Genomic DNA, 17,060 nt, shown 5'->3' on the forward strand with positions numbered 1-17,060 from the left:
AAAGGCGACCACGCTGCCACTGCCCTTCGGGTTCCCAATTGTGCAAGACAAAAAATGGGAAAGCTTCGAAACTCGCTACGCTCAAACAACGAAGCTTTCTTTATCCATTTTCTGTCCCGCACAATTGGCAGTGTCAGAAGTGGAACAGCGTCAAAGTCAAAAGCAGCCCCAACATCAAAAAGCAGCCCCAACATCAAAACAAACAGTATCAACCGTATTGGCGCTCAGTTAAGCTCAAAAAATCGAGATGTCATCCCTGCGTAGGCAGGGATCCAGTGACGTTCGGCTTGTACGCCGCTGGATTCCCGCCTTCGCGGGAATGACGATACGTAGAATTAGCCGTTGATGGCGGTTGTTTTTGAATTTGCCTTTGACCTACCCCCGTTAGAGACGATGTAATTTGTGCGTCCCAGAAAATGGATAAGAAAGTGTTGTGTTTGAGCGTAGCGAGTTTCAACACTTTCCCATTTTTTGTGATGCAAAAATTATGCTGAAACGTAGCGTAAGCACCCGCAGGGCGAGTCTACGGTCGCCTTTTTTGGATTACCTTTTTTGGCGAAGCAAAAAAGGTGATTGGCTGTCGGGCCACACCCGACCTACAGGCTCAAAAATCACCACCATACTTCACCATACAACAAGAAAAAAGCCAACCAAAAACACAAGTACCGCGTGGGCACAAAACCCGTGCCCACCCTACGTCCCTTGTGGGCGATGAGCACATCAGAAAATAATTAAAAAACGCAAAAGTCCAGCAACTAATTTGCCAAAATTGAAGCACGCGACATAAGTGATTTAAGCATTGAACGGTAGTTTTGCGCTAGCCAATCCTGCGAAACTACTAGGAAACGATAGGATACTTAATGTAATTGGATTGACCTTGGAGTCGGAGTCGAAACTCAACCCGCCCCCTCAATCACCTCCTGCGCCACCCTCAATCTCTCCCGGCTATTACTCAAATGGGTACGCATAGCCGCCCGTGCAGCTTCAGGATCCTTGCGCAAAATCGCATTGAAAATATCCTCATGCTCATGCTGTACTCGTGCCAGATAAGCCGCCGGATCATCTCGATTTAATTGCGCTGTATTCAAGCGTGCACGAGGGATTAATGTATGTCCCAAATGCCCCAGCAGTTCCATAAAGTATTGATTGCCGGTGGCACGCGCTATCAATAAATGAAAACGTACGTCCGCTTCTACGGAGTGAGCGCCGCTCGCTACCGTGTCGCGCATTTGTTGTAGTACTTCGCGTAGTTCGGTGATTTGTAATTCTGTGCGACGCGTTGCGGCATGCCAGGCGGCTTCGGTTTCTAAGCTGATACGAACTTCTAACACATCCAATACATCTCTGACCGTGACGATGGAAGAATTTTGCAAGCCCAGATGATGTGAGGGCGCGAGTACAAAAGTGCCTATGCCGTGCCGCGTTTCTACCAGACCGGCTGCTTTTAATTGCGAAATCGCTTCACGAACTACCGTGCGGCTGACGCCATACACTTGCATGATTTCGGATTCTGTTGGCAGTTTTTCTGCGACTTTCAAATCATCACTTTTGATCCGCGTGGTCAGATGCTCGACCACCACACTAGCGAGATTGCGTGGTTTGCTGCGGACGGGGATGGGATGATCGTTAAGTGGATTGGTAGTCATGGCTGTGTTGATTTCAAAGTAGCAGAGCGTGTCAGAAGATACTCACAGTATATTTTTTGATTCGTGGTATCTCATATGATAACCGATAAGATAAATAAGTAGAAATCGGATATCTTGAAAATAATGCTCGTCTAAATACTATTCAAAACTCGTTTAAATGCCAGTTGTATGATGACTAAATCGAAATCCCATCCTTTGTTGCTTTAATCGGTCTGAGGTTTGGGATAGAGCCAGTTAAACAGCAAAGTGGCCAAGTCTGCCGCTAGGAATTGGGCTACGATAAAGCCCAAGGTATCGATAGGACGTATGCCCGCAAAAGTATCGCTCGCTGCGCGTGCCAAAGTGACCGCTGGATTGGCAAATGATGTCGAGGACGTGAACCAATACGCTGCCGTGATATAGGCTGCCACGGCAAACGGCGTGGTCGCCGGACGTGTGCGTGAAGTGCTGATGATGACGGCGATCAGGCCAAAGGTCGCAATAAATTCACTCCACCATTGTGCTGCGCCAGTGCGCACATGAGTCGAAGCAAAAAATACGGGCAAATCAAACATCGCATGCGCCGCCGCTACACCTGCGAAAGCGCCCACTACTTGCGCCAGGATATATGGCAGTATCAAGTTCGCTGGCAGATTTTTTTGCCAAGCTTCTGAGAGCGTGACCACTGGATTAAAATGTGCGCCCGATAAATTGGCAAACATCAAAATCAAAGCAATCAAACCTGCACCGGTGGCCAAAGTGTTTGCCAGCAAAGCCAGGGCCACATTTCCATTCGAATGATTTTGCGCCATGATGCCGGAACCCACCACGACGGCCAGTAAAAAGGCAGTGCCCAGAAATTCGGCAACCACGCGTTTGATGAAGTTATTTTCTGAAGACATAACAATTGAAATAATAAAGAAAGAGAAAAAGAATCAGGCCAAGGGAACGGTTTTGCGTGTGGATTTTTTCGCTGCAGTTTTGGCTGAAACCGAAGGCCCACAAGGGTTGCCGCCGCAACAGCTCTCAGTCAAAAATCCTAGCAAATTATTCATCGCATCAAAATTCGCCGAATAAATAATAAAACGCCCATCCTGACGCGCCACGATCAAGTCAGCGTGCGACAACTCTTTTAAATGAAACGATAGCGAAGATGCGGGCACTTTGAGTTGCTCGGCAATCTTACTGGCAGCAAGACCTTCGGGGCCGACCGTCACCAACAAGCGAAAAACTGCTAGGCGAGATTCTTGAGCCAGAGCGGCGAGGGCGGTAATGGCCGATTTGGTTTCCATGGATTGAATTGATGAGTTAATAAATTTCTATAATTCTAGAGATGTAGAATTATAGAAGCAAATCGCCAGTTTTATCCACATTCGTTTATTATTTTTGATTTGGCTTGTTGAATGTGGTTTGGGTGAGTCGAAAATTAGCTTATCGAAGCATGCTCATAGTTAAAGCCAAGCTCTTTCCAGCTAAGCTCTATCTTGTTTGCCACCAAAAAAGCGAACTCTCAAGTCATCCTGGTCACGAAAAAAATACGGTCTGACCCAATAGCTTCACCGCTCATCACAAATTCTTACGATTAAAAAAATGCACAGCTTAGATTGCTATCTCAGAGCGCATTGCTCTTTACTTTTGGAGATAGGAATATGAAAATCTTTACACTCATGTTAGCCGCCATTTTGGCGGGCAGTACTTTGTCCAGTACACAGTTCGCTTATGCGAGTAACTTATTAGACAGACCGGCGGTGAGCGAGCGGCAACTAGCTAAAAATAAAGCTGCCGCGATGAAAGTGTATGAAGAGGGATTGAGTCAGGGCAAATTCGAAGTTGCTTACACCAAGGATTTTGTTGGTCGTGGTGGTGGTACGGCGACTTTCACCCATGCAGATGGCATCAAAGAGGCAAAAGGCTGGCGTCAGGCATTCCCTGATTTAAAAGTGAATGTCGATCTGGTCGTAGCAGAAGGCGATTTAGTTTCGGTGCGTTGGACGGCACGCGGTACTAATAGCGGTACCGGTAACGGTATACCCGCTACCGGAAAATATGTGCAAACCAGTGGTACCACGGTGTTCCGTTTTGTGGATGGCGCAATTGCAGAAGAATGGACCGCTGGGGACGCCTTAGGTTTGATGAAGCAATTAGGTTTATTGCCCGCCCCCAATGCGAGTTCTGGCAGTAGCGCAGCGAAGTAAAGTGAGTCTATGGAAAAGCAGAGCCAAGTAAAGTTCCTATTATCGCCAATCATCATCATTGGTCTGGCCTGGACCTTGGTGGGACTTTTGCTCGGCACACAAGCCTGGGTCGCTCGCGCAGTACGTGGCGACCCCATCGCGTTGTTACATACATTAGCGATCTGGTTAGCCTGGTCTTATCTGTGGGCGCTACTCACACCATTGGCGCTAAGTCTGTTGCGGCGCTTTCCTTTTAGTAAGCCGCATATCGGTGCTCATTTGTTGATGCATTTGCTGGCCAGTATTGTGATCGCCAGTCTGGATCTTGCCGCCTATGCCTTAGTCGCGCCCTATGTTGGCGCGATGAGTGTGGGCATCAACTGGTGGGCAACATTTTCACAATTATTTGCTACCACGGTCTTACTAAATTTGCCCGTATATTGGTTGATCATCGCCATCGCTCAGGCGGTGCAAATGATAGCGCTGCATCGTGAGCGTGAGCGACGTGAGGCGGAATTAAGAGCGCAACTGAGCGAATTAAGTTTGCAAGCATTAAAAGCACAATTACAGCCACACTTTTTGTTTAATGCCCTCAATACCATCGCCGTGCTGATGCGTGAAGATGTGAATTTGGCGCATCAAGTATTGTTGCAATTAAGTCGTCTGCTACGTCGTGCATTAGAAAACACCTCAGGGCAACGCATCAGCTTAAGTGAAGAACTCGCTTTTTTAGAGATCTATCTGACTTTGGAGAAAACGCGATTTCAAGAGCGGTTGCATTATCAGATTGAAATTGCGGACGATGTAGGAGAGGTGCAGGTTCCTAGTTTCTTATTACAAACTCTAGTTGAAAACGCTGTGCGTCACGGTTTGGCGGAACGTCAAACCCAAGGGAAGATCATCATTGCTGCTCAGCGTGAAGCGCAGATGCTGCGGCTGACAATACAAGATAATGGCAAAGGACTTCCACAGTGGAATCCAATTTTGTCGAACCAAGATGGGATCGGTTTATCGAATACCAAAGCACGCTTGGCGCTTTTATACGGCGATCGTGCGCATTTTAATATTCAGAGCTTGCCACAAGGCGGTACTTTGGTCACGATATTGCTACCTATCTTGTTGACTAACGCAGGCGCAGAAAGCGAAGAGGCATCATGAGAGCGATCCGCACATTATTAGTCGATGATGAACCGATTGCCTTGCGCGGTCTGCAACAGGTTTTGCACAATGAAAATGATATTGAAATCATAGGGCAATGCGCAGACGGTGCGGCCGCGATAGCCAGCATTGCAGAATTACAGCCCGATCTGGTGTTCTTAGATATACAAATGCCTGAGTTAAGCGGCTTTGATGTGATCGCAGCGATCGGTCTGGAACGTATGCCTATGGTCATTTTTGTGACAGCCTATGATGCCTATGCGATACGCGCTTTTGAAGTTCACGCACTTGACTATGTACTAAAACCAGTTGATCCACAGCGCATGCAGCTAGCACTGCAGAAGGCCAGGCGGCAAATGCAGAACAGGCAGCAGCCGCAGCAAGTGAAGTCCGAAACAACGGCTGACATTGCTAGCCTTACCAATGCAATGCCAACGGTGTTGCGTGAGCAAATACAGCATGTATTGCAAGAACTAGGATGGATGCAGCCTCAACGCTGGTGTAAGCGATTGGCGATTAAGCACAATGGACGCGTAATCCTTATCAACATCAATGATGTCGATAAGATTGAGGCTGCTGGCAATTATGTCGAGATAGAAGTACACAGATCAGAGAGTAATAAAATTTATCTCTTACGTGAAAGCCTGAGCAGTCTGGAGCAAAGACTAGATCCAGCGCAATTTACCCGTATCGCCCGATCGTCTATCGTCAACATTAATTCGGTACAAGAGCTACAAAACATGTTCAACGGTGATTTTGTCGCGGTATTGAAAAATGGCAGCAAAGTCAACGGTAGCCGCCGTTACCGCGAGGCTTTGGATGCCTTGTTGAATTAATCTTTAAATTAATAGCTTTAGCGGGTTCTGGATAAGAAGGTGGTGTGAGTGGGGGCGTTTTTTATTGTAATGCAAATGGACAAAGTCGCTATATGGCTTTGGTGACAAGGCTGTGCCCAAATGAGATCGATTTAATCGTGTCCGACATGTTTTTCCTGCCACGCAGCAAACTCTAGTGGTCTGATACCAAAGCGAACCGCATTGCCCGCATGCAGAGTCTTGAATTCTGCAAGCGTTAATGCGATGAAGTGAGCTGTGTCGGCTTCTGCCACCGTTGCCGGCGTGTTGGCACGGATCGTTGTGTCAGTGACGACTTCATCGCTGCGAATGATAGCCGCAACCACCTCAGTCAATGCTTGCCGATAGCGTAGGCGAAAGATATCTGGCGGCATAAGATTTTGTTTAACTGCGACATATTGCTGACAAGAGCGTTCATATGCCCATACAAAAACATCGCGTAGAAGTTCGATGCGATTTAACTCATACACGCCTATCATGGCATCGATATAGGCCTGCTGTGGCACATCGATAAATGACAGGGGACATAAGTTATGGTGGATGAAAGGAATATTCGCGGCGAGTCGAGAGACGCGTTTATTCACGTCTTCAAAGGGTTGCAGATAGGGCAAATGCACCATCAGAAAAAAAGCCTGCTCGAATGGATCGAGAATCTCTGTCGCCATTTGAATAACGATGCCAAATAACTCTTGCAGCCTCTGCGGCAAAGCGACGGGTAAATATACGCTGCCGCCGATTTCCACCGCCCGGTTACGAAGTCGACCGCAAGCCGATGGATCTGGCATTAAGCCATCAGATAAAAATGCATGTAGTGCGATGATGGTGTCACTGCTCAGCTTTGCCTGTTCCGGGTCGCGTACCAAATATTCGATTGCTTCTTTGTGATTTAAGATCATCTGCGTTTCGGTGGCATTTTTGCCTTCTGCCGCCTGACCGAACTCAATTAACCGCTCCGTATCAAGACGGCTGTAAGTATTGCCTTCCAGTTGTGACGACGCCCACGATAAATCTATCAATAGTCGATTCAAAATGTCACGAGCAAAAGTACCTGCAGGAGTCTGATCAGCCGATGAGCGTCCTATCGTGTGCAATTGTTCGCTTAGCGCTTGCGGTAAATAAGCAGTCTGATTGGGGTGGTAAGCTTCGAGAAAATTTAGTTGATAAGTTACTGGCGAGCGTAAATGACGTGCTTGGCGCACATAGGCTTTGATCGCTTCGCCTTCAGGTGACGTCGGTACATAAATTTCGGACTGCACTTGATTAATTGCATGTACGTATGCTTGAGCTGATGCTTTAGTGATGCGAGGAGCGGATAGATAGCGCAATGCGCGGCTCTCACCGCGAGTGTGAATCCGGCCTTGTCCTATCAGCACGGCCAACCTGCGCTGCAAAGTTCGTCGTGTCAGCTGATTGCCGACGACTTGCAGAAGTGCTTCTATGCCAATACCCTGATCGTGTAAGGAAATAAGTTCGGCGAGCTGGTCTAACTCTTGAGCTAAGCCTGATTTGGGCATGATCTTCTCTACTTGTGGCTGGTTTTGTGATTATCGCGCCAAATGAAATGGCATGCAAATAAATTCGTGCCATTTTTTGTGACAAATATGTGTCGCGAAAGACATTGGCTCTATGATGCGTGATCTGAAGTCCTATAACAAATGAGAGTTGTTTTTTTAATTCTTAAAATCAGGTAATCCACCCGATAAGTTGCTTCAAATCTGCCAGCTCTCACCTTGTTTAGGTGAAATCCCCAAAGCCACTTCGATGGAAGGGGATTTTGCAGCCGTGTAGGTTGACATATCGTAAACGTATTTGTCCGTTAAACTTAATTTCAAAAGCTGGTATTCAGATCGCAGTTGGGCGTTTGAACGCAGTAAGCCTCGAAACATTAAATGTTCTTGCCAGATGCGCGATCCAATTTCAACACCTTGTAAATGAATACGCAATCCGTGAGCGGGCGATTGAATAAAGTAGCGCCGCATCGGTATTTCTTTCTCGTACTTAGAAACATCAGTAAAACCAAGCGCTTCAAGCGATGCGATCTGCGATTCAATTTCGCTTAGCGAATTTGCGCCAAGAGGAATATCAATCAAAGGCTTAGCGGAAAGCTCCACCATAGAAGTGCTGCCTATATGTTCTATACGCGTATTTGTAAACGAGAATATCGTTAAAAGATCCAGACATTTTCTCAAAAGCGCACGGCCATTCTTCTGAATAGGGACTGATCATGACGGTGGGTATCATGGCTAGATTATTTTTAAATTAATTCCTGCGAACGACACGTGGACAGGGTTTGCGAAGAAGCAGCTGCCTCGTCCCTGATCCATTGTGCAAATGCCTGAACACTCGCCCTCTGCGCATCTTGTTCGCGATACAGCAGCCAATGTGAATACGGATCGCGGCTGCGCACCGCGAGTGGACGTATGAGTTTCTTCTCTAATAAATCTTCGATTACCAATACATCCAGTCCTAAGCAAATACCGTGATGCGATTTTGCAGTGTCGATGGCTAAATGTTCGTGGCTATAAAACGGACCTTTCTTGGCGTGCGCGAGTAAGGCTTCTTGATCCTCATGATTGAGCGCTTGGAATTCGGTAGTGTGATTCAACCAGGCTTGCCAGCGTTCACCGACTACACCTGTTTCGCGATCGGGAGGTAAGGGTAGACGGAGTAAAGTGTGTTGGCGAAGTTGGTTGAGATCGCCGAGTTGGAGACGTGATGATTGACGAGCAGTTTTTTTTAGCACTTTGGCTGAGTGCAAAGTAGCCGGACTGCAAACTGGAAATAAGTAAGTTTCTTCCCATAATTTCTCCGCATGCAAGCTGGATTTTTTTGCGCTAGTGGAAGCTTGGTCGTAACCACCTTTGCCATAACGCAGTACCACGTCAATGCTGGTGTCTTTGATCAAATCATGGGTTTGATTCTCGGACGATAGCCGCAAATCGATGTCAGGATATCGCGCATGAAAACGGCTCAAACGCGGCACTAACCATTTCGCTGCGATGGACGGTGCGGCACTCACCACCAACACTGGATCGTCGTTGTCTAGTTTGCTGGCCTGCTCCAATGCCGATTGCAATTGCGTGAACGAAGCGCTCACTTGTTCGGATAATTGTCGTCCCTTCGCCGTGAGTTGTACCAAGCGATTTGAACGGATAAACAGCGCTGTACCCAGATAGTCTTCCAAGGCAGCGAGCTGATGACTAATTGCTGCTGGCGTGACCGAGAGCTCATGCGCCGCCAATTTAAAACTACCAAGGCGGGCAGCCGCTTCAAAGGCACGGATGGCGCCCAGTGGCGCGGATCGGATGTGAATAGATTTCGTCATGAGTTCAGTTTAGCAGAACTAATCCGAATCGCAAAAATCATCATTTGTCAGGCGGGTTAGCGGTACTTACACTGCGATCCCATTGATTCTTTATCCCAGCATTTTGGAGCAAGCTATGACAAGCATACAGACGCAATCCCAACCACGTCGTTTTCTATTTCTACTCGCCAGCAGCCGAGCACTAGGCAATACCGAACAACTAGCTCGCTATGCTGCCCAATTTTTGCCTGCCGAGCTTGAACAACAATGGATCAATCTGCACGACTACGATATGCCCGATTTTGTCGACCAAAGACATACGGGTGATGGCGAGTATCCGGTTCCACAAGGCGCAATGCGTGAATTACTCGATGCCACCTTGGCAGCGACGGATTTGGTATTCGTGACGCCTCTGTATTGGTACAGTTTGCCAGCCGCTGCCAAAAAATACCTCGATCATTGGTCGGGCTGGATGCGCGTACCTGGTTATGATTTCAAAGAAAAAATGCGAGGTCGTCGTTTGTGGAATATCACGGTGACCGCGGATGAAGACCAAGCCTATGCGCAAGCCTTGGTGGAAAGCCTGCGTTTAACGGCGGGGTATATGGAGATGCCATGGAACGGTAGTTTGATTGGCTATGGCAATCGTCCGGGTGAGGTGATGCAGGATGCGAGTGCGTTGGAACGCGCTGCGAATTATTTTGTCGATGCGTAGGGTGGGCACGGTCTCATCGTGCCCACGCGTTACGGTCGAAAAAGCTGAAATGTGCTAAGCGCATGGAGAGATTTTCGTTGATAAACCAAACAATCCGCGTGGGCACAAAAAGCGTGCCCACCCTTGTATCTACATGGATTACAGGGTCATGAACAGAAAAACCTTACGTATTGTGATCAATTTTCAGTTTTGCTAGCAGGTCGTCTAGTGTGATGAGATAGACACTAGATTTTTCCAAAATGAATATTGATTTGCCTCTGCAAGTTATTGCTGACGGCCGATCAATATTTGAAATCCTCATAGTCAATAGTGTTTTTGCTTTGTGGTCTGGAAGGAGTTGTATGAGACTTAGAGATGACGAGGCACCGTAACCTCCAGTTAATAATGCAAAATTTCTAAAGATTGCAAAATGATTCGCCCCTGAAACCGGCATCATCCAGTAATCGACGATGACTTTGTTCTCAATTTTGACCAAAGGGAAATCGGTATAGTAGTAAGCCCATGTGGTACTGTCGGAACTCACATTAAGCGCATAGCAATCGAAGATGTGATCTAGATTTTCCGTTGGTGAATATTCGAAGCATGATTCACCTTTCTCATTCCAAGCTTTAAGTCCGGAAGTACCGATTGGCTCTTCCCAACCATAATTTCCAAATACTCCTTCGTCAAAATAACTTGTCCAAATGGTGCCGTCCTTCGACGTTTGAACATCTTGAATGCCATCTCCTAGCAAAAGACTTCCAATAAAATCACCATGAATGTTGTAGATACGACCATTTTTATCGAAGTCCTTTTCCGAACGAAATTCTGATCGAGCACACGTTAGCAAATACTTGTTTTCGGGTAAAATTTGGATCGAATGAATGTTAAATTTTTCGTTTTCGATATGTAGAACTTGGTTTGTCTGACCAGATTTTAAGAGGTAGGCTACAAAATTTTGCCCACCTTTTGGCTGTGTAATTACGAACGACGCCATGTTTTTCTCTTCGCGTAAATTTAGCTCTTTCTTGGCGACCAGAAGTAAAGCGCTTTCTTCATCAATAGCATCGAACGAAACCAACTTTTCAAGATCGATTTCTGAATTTAAGTCTAAAATTTTTAGTGCTGTGATTTCGGCTGTTTTCATGAGACTAGAGAAGTTTTTTACGACAGTTGAGTTTGAGGGATGAAGCCACGTTTCATCTTGGATCGGTGGTCAATAGCGTTTGGTCAAACCAAACGTCCTCGAAGTTTTTATCGTCAATTAGAAAACGATATCCAACTGGCAAACTGAGGTATTCCTTTACTACAGGTAGGTAATCTTCGATGTGCTCGACATGGAGTGGCGAAAAGAAATTTTCGTCTTCCGACATTTCGCCACCGCACCAAACATACCAACCATTCGTGCCCTTCTTTGGCTCGATTCTCAGTCCATGAATCGGCTGTTGCCCCAAAGTGCTAAGAGCTAAACCCAGTTTCGAGCCACTTTTTGGTTCGAATGGTGTGACATTTGCCCATTCACATACTGTCTTTTCGCGAATAATTTTCATAAGTGATAGGTACAAATAAATCTTGAGTGTCCGCTATTTTAGTTCGTAGAGTGCGCACGGTCTCATTATGCCCACACGTTGTGGTCGAAAAAGGTGAAATGTGTTAAGCGCATTGGGAAGTTTTCGTCGATAAACCAAACAATCCGCGTGGGCACAAAAGCGTGCCCACCCTGCACGGCTCATATAATCCAGAATTTGCTTGACGGACGAGACAGTATCCACATGGCTTTAGATCACGCAAGAACATATTCGCTAATAATTTTATTGAATTTGACGACGTCAAAATTGCCTTTTATCTCAAAGCGAATTTTGCCAATTGGACTGATATATATTTCTAACTCACAATCGAGATCGAGTACTCCAGCTGTTTCCACAGAAAATGTTTGAATTTTGCTGTATGGAATAGAGGTGTAATCAACTTTTTTACCAGTAAAACCTTGAACGTTTGCTGCAATGATACGCTTGTTAGTAAAGACCAATTGGTCACGAACTGTCTGAAATACTTGAAGGACATTTTCACCTTCAATTAGAAATTCATGAATTGGTGGCAGTATCTTTGATGACTCAATAGGATTCAATTTGAAAATAACATTTTTTTGAAAATCAATCATTTTTAAACTTTCTTGGATTTGTGTTTGGCCGTTTGAATCTAAGCCACCTTTGTATCAATTGTGAATGATATTAGAGCCGTTGAACTATTGGTTCTTATAGTTTATTGGTGAGGCGATATTCGAAAATACTGTTATTAATTATTTTTGAATTTCGTGCGCAAGACTGGAGCCTTTTTGATACGAATATTTCCACGCATCAGATGCGATCTTCTTTACTTTAATCGCAGCAGAATTGGTGGCAGGCTCTACCGACTTCTTGAAATTTTCTGCCGCAATTTTTGTATCTGCCATAGTATTTACAAATCGGCTGCTAAATTCTGCTGCTGCAGCTTCAATTTTCTTCACTTGTTCTGGATGATTTTTTCTTGCGCAAATCAATTCAACAGTTACGGCTGCTCCTCCTACTATTAATCCAACTCCGATAATTACAGGTGCTGAGGCAACCACACTTGTTGTACCTAGAGTCCCTGCTATATACCCAGACGTGCCAGTTAATATGTATGCTCCACTACTGTGTGCGACTGCCGTGACTGTAAGACCACTAGCCGAGATGACAGCACCGGTTATTGCCAATGATCCAGCGACGGCAGTTAAGCTGGCTATTTTATTGCTTTGACTTGGAGCATATGAGCAAATCACTTCATTTTTTTGATTGGCTTCAACGTTACCAGCGATAAAAAATAACATAGTAAAAAAATATTTCATCCATCCAATCGTCGATAGTGATGAAAGAGGGTTTACGAATTCTTTAGTGAATTGATGAAATAACGATGTTAATGAATATTTTTTCATGGTATTTAAAAAAATTACTTAATTTTATTCACATCAAAATAATATCGTACTGCTCCTGATGAAACACATTCTCCACCTGCAGTGAAATCGGCTTACCAATGAAATCCCCTAGCATCGCCAAATGCTGTGACTCTTCTTCTAAAAACATATCGACCACGACTTGCGATGCCATGATGCGGAATTCTCTTGGGTTGAATTGTTTGGCTTCGCGTAGTAGTTCGCGCAGGATTTCGTAGCAGATGGTGCGGGCGGTTTTGACTTGGCCTTTGCCGCTGCAGGCCGGGCAGGGCTCGCATAGGACGTGTGCTAGTGATTCGCGCGTGCGTTTGCGGGTGACTTCGACTAAGCCTAATGCTGAGAATGTGGAGACTGAGAGTTTGGTGCGGTCGCGTGCTAAGGCTTTGTTGAGCTCTGCTAACACCGCGTCTTTGTGCTCCTGACTTTCCATGTCGATCAAGTCTAGGATGATGATGCCGCCTAAATTACGTAAGCGCAGTTGGCGCGCGATGGCGAGTGCAGCTTCTAGATTGGTCTTGAAAATCGTGTCGTCAAAATTGCGTCCTGCGACAAAGCTGCCGGTGTTGACGTCGATGGTGGTCATGGCTTCGGTTTGATCTATGATCAGGTAGCCACCGGATTTGAGATTGACGCGACGTCCTAGGGCGCGTTCGATTTCTTCTTCAACGCCATACAAATCAAATAAAGGTCGCTCGCCCGTGTAGTGCTGAAGTTTGGGAAGTACGGAGGGTGTATACGTGCGGCAAAAATCTTGCAGCATGATGAAATTTTCACGTGAATCGATTTGTATGCTGCTGGTTTCTTCATTGACGAAATCGCGTAAGACCCGTTGCGCTAAATTTAAATCCTGATGCAAGAGGCTGCACGGCGGTTTGGTCTTGGCGAGTTTGCTGATGGTGGACCAAGTGCGGCGCAGATATTCGATGTCGGCACGTAGGTCTTCTTCGGAGGCATCTTCGGCCATGGTGCGTACAATGAAACCGCCTTTTTCGTCTTCTAACATCAAGCCTTGCACTTTGGTGCGCAAGGCCTCGCGTTCTTCTTCGTTTTCTATACGTTGCGAGATACCGATATGGGAGTCTTGCGGTAAGTACACTAACATACGACCGGCAATGGAGATTTGTGTGGAGAGGCGTGCACCTTTGGTTCCTATCGGGTCTTTCACCACTTGTACGGTGACTGCCTGACCGTCATAAAGGAGTTTTTCAATGGGGGTCAGCGGCATATTGTTGGAAGTGCCTTCGTGACCTTGCGGGCGTGCATCCCAGATATCGGCCACGTGCAAAAACGCTGCGCGTTCTAATCCTATGTCGATAAAAGCTGATTGCATGCCGGGTAGAACGCGCACGACCTTACCCAAATAAATATTGCCGACCAAGCCGCGTGATAGCGTGCGTTCTATGTGCAATTCTTGTACTGCGCCCTGAAAAATCAGGGCGACGCGGGTTTCTTGCGGTGTGACGTTGATTAAAAGATTTTCGCTCATGGCTAGGTTTCTATCTATTTAAAAATTCAATTCTGTTTGAAGCGGTCTAGCAAATTCGTGGTCTCGTATAGAGGGAGTCCCATAATGCCGGAATAACTACCGCTGATATGCGTGATAAAACGCGCCGCCATGCCTTGTATGCCGTAGCCGCCGGCCTTGTCGTAAGGCTCGGCGCTGTCGCAATAAGCAGCGATTTGCGCGTCGCTTAATGGCGCAAAAGTCACTTTTGAGATTTGCGTGCATTGTAAAAGTTGGTGTTGATACTTGATCGCGATGCTGGTTAATACTTGATGCGTATTGCCAGCCAGTTTGCTCAGCATAGCAATCGCTTCGTCGCGATTGCCGGGTTTACCTAATATTTCTTGGTGGATAACCACCGTAGTGTCGGCGGCTAACACAGGGTGCGCGAACAAATGCCGGGCAACGACGGCATTCCACGCCGCCTGGGCTTTTTCTTGGGTGACGCGGGCGACATAGGCCTCGGGCAGCTCGCCCGGTAACACAATCTCAGAGACATCGGGTCCACGTGGCGGTGAGTCGCGCAGTAGCAGGACTTCAAAATCAATGCCAACCTGACGCAGCAATTCACGTCGACGTGGGCTTTTGGAGGCAAGATAAATTTTTTGGTGGTGCGGCATAACTAAAATCCTGATGCATGGCGCGGTCGCTACATTTTTAATACCCTTTATACCCGATGGTAAGGGTGATTCTGAGTAATCGACCAAGCGCGGTAGAGTTGTTCTGCGAATAATACACGCACCATGCCATGTGGCAAAGGAAAACGACGGGTGATCGTTACCATTTCAGTTGTTCCACAAAACTTCCCAGTTCCGTGGAAATACGCTGGCGATCTGCCGGATTCTTAAAAACAAAGAAATGCCCGCCTTGTTCGAAACTGACGAGGCGATTGGGAATATCAAGTGCCGTCAACTTGGCGGCGAGACTTTGCGCATCTTGATAGGCACACATTTCATCATCTTTCGCATGAAACAGGATTTGCGGTGGGCTGCTCCGATTTACCATAAGCAGCGGGGACAGTTGTTTGGTATCGCGCAAAGGCCCCACCACGCTGTTATACCAAGTATCTTTCGAGGGATCAAAACCACCAGACATATAGGCGGCTGCGCTGACTTTCGTATGATTGAGAACCGCCATCTGCGATGCTAAGGCGCCACCACTGGAAAAGCCGCCGACCATCAGTTTCTTAGGATTGATCTGTAATTCGCTACTATGCGCAATCGTCCAATCGATCGCACGTTCGGCATCGGCCAGCGCGTTCAGTGGTGTTCCGTCAAATCGCTGCGAAGTGCGATATTCGACTTGGACCACCACAAAGCCGCGATTTTGCAAGGCGCGACACAGCACTGGGCAGTAACTCCAGTGCCCCGTACTCCATGAACCGCCATGAAACCAAATAAAGACCGGGGCTTCTTTGCCTTCGCCTTTTGCAGGGAACACATGAAGTTGTAGATCGACGTCATCGACTGTTTGGTAAGTGTAGGCGACATGATCTTTCGGTGTTTGCATTTCTTGCTCATAGGCGGCGCGGAATTTTGTGATTTGCTCTGGGGCCACGCCGTTCTTTTCTGCGGTAAGAATTTGCGGCAAGACATTCTTGGCACCGTTGTCATCAATATGCTCCACCAGCAGTTTGCTCATGAAATGGGCTTTCACTTTGTGGCTGCCGATTGCAGTGTCTAGTGCGCTAAAGTTTGCACGTAACCAGCGGTTATCACCGCGCAGTAGCGCAGGATCTTGTTTCACCAGTCGCCCCGCGCTGTCGTGCAGCCAGGCTTGAATCAAGAGCTGGAAATTGCTTTGCTCAAGACTAGCTTCATCATTGAATTGGATGGACTTAATTGCATCGCGCTTCGGTTGCCAATTAGTAGCGACCGATTCACCAGTTTCTCGTTGATGAAAATAAGGATAATTGATCAAACCCGCCGCCCATTGCCACTGCACATTCCGTAGCGCGGCGGCGCGTTCGCTGGTGCTTAGTTTGGGAGAAATTGTACGTTCTTGGCTGCGGCGTCGCTCTGTCCAAATCTTGTTGAATTGCGCGGGTTTTTCATGAACTAAACGTATCATTCCGCGCATACTGAGATCATGCTGTTGATCGATCACAGCTACTTGCGCACGAGGCTGAGAGACTAGAAGCAAAGACAAGGAAAGCCCAAGTAATACCGGCAAACAGATAGAGCGAAACAGATGCATAAGGACACCCCGCAAGCAAAGACTGTTAAAAGAAATCGTGCGTGGTAAAGACGTTTGCTAGACCCTATGATACGGGTGATTTTGGGTAATCGACCAAGCGCGATATAGTTGTTCTGCTAATAATACACGCACCATGCCATGTGGCAAAGTTAAACTGGAAATACGGATCAAACCGTCGGCTTTTGCCTTGAATTCGGCATCTAAGCCGTCCGCGCCACCGATCACGAACACCACATCACGACCTTCTTGCTGCCAATCGGTCAGTTGTTTCGCGAGACCGACAGACGTTAAATCTTTGCCACGCTCGTCAAGTGCAATGATTTTGGCATTCTTGGGAATCACCGCTTCTATCTTTTCTTTTTCCAATGCCATCACGGTTTCGGCGGTTTTGCTGCCTGAGCGTTCAATCGGTTTGATTTCCTTGAGATGAATACGAGCTTCGGGCGGCATACGTTTGGCGTATTCCTGAAAGCCATTTTCTATCCAGGAGGGCATTTTGTGGCCAACAGCGGCGATGATGAGTTGCATGATGTTGAGGTCAGTATTTGGTCTAAGCCTGATTATACTTGCTAGGCTTACT

General features: G+C 46.8%; 19 protein-coding genes and 1 pseudogene. 5 read left to right on the forward strand and 15 right to left on the reverse strand.

What is annotated here, in order from left to right:
* Window positions 1-232: hypothetical protein (locus tag AC1RR2_RS17215; RefSeq protein WP_493223507.1), on the forward strand; the 232-nt coding region annotated here is incomplete at its 5' end.
* A gap of 664 nt (window positions 233-896) precedes the next feature.
* Here the strand turns inward: AC1RR2_RS17215 and AC1RR2_RS17220 are convergent.
* The 3 genes from AC1RR2_RS17220 to AC1RR2_RS17230 all read right to left on the reverse strand — a co-directional run bounded on the left by AC1RR2_RS17220 (window position 897) and on the right by AC1RR2_RS17230 (window position 2,917).
* Window positions 897-1,646 carry a FadR/GntR family transcriptional regulator gene (locus AC1RR2_RS17220; protein ID WP_493223508.1) on the reverse strand — a complete coding sequence of 250 codons (750 nt, stop codon included), beginning with the start codon at window positions 1,644-1,646 and terminating at the stop codon, window positions 897-899.
* Window positions 1,647-1,849: 203 nt separating this feature from the next.
* Complete coding sequence (locus tag AC1RR2_RS17225; protein WP_493223509.1) at window positions 1,850-2,527, reverse strand: aquaporin; 678 nt, start codon at window positions 2,525-2,527, stop codon at window positions 1,850-1,852.
* A 33-nt stretch (window positions 2,528-2,560) separates the two neighbouring features.
* Window positions 2,561-2,917 (reverse strand): ArsR/SmtB family transcription factor, encoded by a 357-nt coding sequence (locus tag AC1RR2_RS17230; protein ID WP_493223510.1) that lies wholly within the window; start codon window positions 2,915-2,917, stop codon window positions 2,561-2,563.
* A 357-nt stretch (window positions 2,918-3,274) separates the two neighbouring features.
* On the opposite strand from AC1RR2_RS17230, the gene AC1RR2_RS17235 reads away from it, so the two are divergent.
* The 3 genes from AC1RR2_RS17235 to AC1RR2_RS17245 are packed head-to-tail and all read left to right on the forward strand — an operon-like array spanning window position 3,275 to window position 5,793.
* Complete coding sequence (locus AC1RR2_RS17235) at window positions 3,275-3,820, forward strand: ester cyclase (RefSeq protein ID WP_493223511.1); 546 nt, start codon at window positions 3,275-3,277, stop codon at window positions 3,818-3,820.
* Between the two features lie 9 nt (window positions 3,821-3,829).
* Window positions 3,830-4,957: a sensor histidine kinase gene (locus AC1RR2_RS17240; RefSeq protein WP_493223512.1), complete on the forward strand. Its 1,128-nt coding sequence runs from the start codon at window positions 3,830-3,832 to the stop codon at window positions 4,955-4,957.
* Window positions 4,954-5,793, forward strand: a complete 840-nt coding sequence (locus AC1RR2_RS17245) for a LytR/AlgR family response regulator transcription factor (protein ID WP_493223513.1) — start codon at window positions 4,954-4,956, stop codon at window positions 5,791-5,793. Before AC1RR2_RS17240 ends, AC1RR2_RS17245 begins: the two co-directional genes overlap by 4 nt.
* A 131-nt stretch (window positions 5,794-5,924) precedes the next feature.
* Here AC1RR2_RS17245 and AC1RR2_RS17250 read toward each other — a convergent pair whose 3' ends face one another.
* The 3 genes from AC1RR2_RS17250 to AC1RR2_RS17260 form a co-directional block, all read right to left on the reverse strand.
* Window positions 5,925-7,325 carry a Fic family protein gene (locus AC1RR2_RS17250; protein ID WP_493223514.1) on the reverse strand — a complete coding sequence of 467 codons (1,401 nt, stop codon included), beginning with the start codon at window positions 7,323-7,325 and terminating at the stop codon, window positions 5,925-5,927.
* Window positions 7,326-7,520: 195 nt separating this feature from the next.
* Complete coding sequence (locus tag AC1RR2_RS17255; RefSeq protein ID WP_493223515.1) at window positions 7,521-8,000, reverse strand: GrpB family protein; 480 nt, start codon at window positions 7,998-8,000, stop codon at window positions 7,521-7,523.
* Between the two features lie 65 nt (window positions 8,001-8,065).
* A complete protein-coding gene (locus tag AC1RR2_RS17260; protein ID WP_493223516.1) occupies window positions 8,066-9,136 on the reverse strand; it encodes a LysR substrate-binding domain-containing protein in 1,071 nt (356 codons plus the stop codon).
* 115 nt (window positions 9,137-9,251) lie between these two features.
* On the opposite strand from AC1RR2_RS17260, the gene AC1RR2_RS17265 reads away from it, so the two are divergent.
* A complete protein-coding gene (locus AC1RR2_RS17265) occupies window positions 9,252-9,830 on the forward strand; it encodes a flavodoxin family protein (RefSeq protein ID WP_493223517.1) in 579 nt (192 codons plus the stop codon).
* A gap of 163 nt (window positions 9,831-9,993) precedes the next feature.
* On the opposite strand, the gene AC1RR2_RS17270 is transcribed toward AC1RR2_RS17265, so the two are convergent.
* The 9 genes and pseudogenes from AC1RR2_RS17270 to rlmH form a co-directional block, all read right to left on the reverse strand.
* On the reverse strand, window positions 9,994-10,956 hold the full coding sequence (locus AC1RR2_RS17270; RefSeq protein ID WP_493223518.1) for a YxiH-YxzG fusion protein: 963 nt from the start codon (window positions 10,954-10,956) through the stop codon (window positions 9,994-9,996).
* 52 nt (window positions 10,957-11,008) lie between these two features.
* The gene (locus AC1RR2_RS17275; RefSeq protein ID WP_493223519.1) at window positions 11,009-11,359 is read right to left on the reverse strand and encodes an immunity protein Imm33 domain-containing protein; all 351 of its coding nucleotides are present in this window, start codon (window positions 11,357-11,359) and stop codon (window positions 11,009-11,011) included.
* 233 nt (window positions 11,360-11,592) lie between these two features.
* Complete coding sequence (locus AC1RR2_RS17280; RefSeq protein WP_493223520.1) at window positions 11,593-11,970, reverse strand: PH domain-containing protein; 378 nt, start codon at window positions 11,968-11,970, stop codon at window positions 11,593-11,595.
* Between the two features lie 138 nt (window positions 11,971-12,108).
* Entirely contained in the window at window positions 12,109-12,762 is a 654-nt protein-coding gene (locus AC1RR2_RS17285; RefSeq protein ID WP_493223521.1) for a hypothetical protein, read from the reverse strand.
* Between the two features lie 28 nt (window positions 12,763-12,790).
* Complete coding sequence (rng, locus tag AC1RR2_RS17290) at window positions 12,791-14,266, reverse strand: ribonuclease G (RefSeq protein ID WP_493223522.1); 1,476 nt, start codon at window positions 14,264-14,266, stop codon at window positions 12,791-12,793.
* A 26-nt stretch (window positions 14,267-14,292) separates the two neighbouring features.
* The gene (locus AC1RR2_RS17295) at window positions 14,293-14,904 is read right to left on the reverse strand and encodes a Maf family protein (RefSeq protein WP_493223523.1); all 612 of its coding nucleotides are present in this window, start codon (window positions 14,902-14,904) and stop codon (window positions 14,293-14,295) included.
* 47 nt (window positions 14,905-14,951) lie between these two features.
* Window positions 14,952-15,041, reverse strand: a pseudogene (locus tag AC1RR2_RS17300) (23S rRNA (pseudouridine(1915)-N(3))-methyltransferase RlmH); the annotation flags it as partial.
* A 20-nt stretch (window positions 15,042-15,061) separates the two neighbouring features.
* Entirely contained in the window at window positions 15,062-16,480 is a 1,419-nt protein-coding gene (locus AC1RR2_RS17305) for an alpha/beta hydrolase (RefSeq protein ID WP_493223524.1), read from the reverse strand.
* A gap of 57 nt (window positions 16,481-16,537) precedes the next feature.
* Window positions 16,538-17,008 carry a 23S rRNA (pseudouridine(1915)-N(3))-methyltransferase RlmH gene (gene rlmH, locus AC1RR2_RS17310; RefSeq protein WP_493223525.1) on the reverse strand — a complete coding sequence of 157 codons (471 nt, stop codon included), beginning with the start codon at window positions 17,006-17,008 and terminating at the stop codon, window positions 16,538-16,540.
* Window positions 17,009-17,060: the final 52 nt, after the last annotated feature.

Source organism: Undibacterium sp. GW821-FHT11H02 (assembly GCF_058808015.1).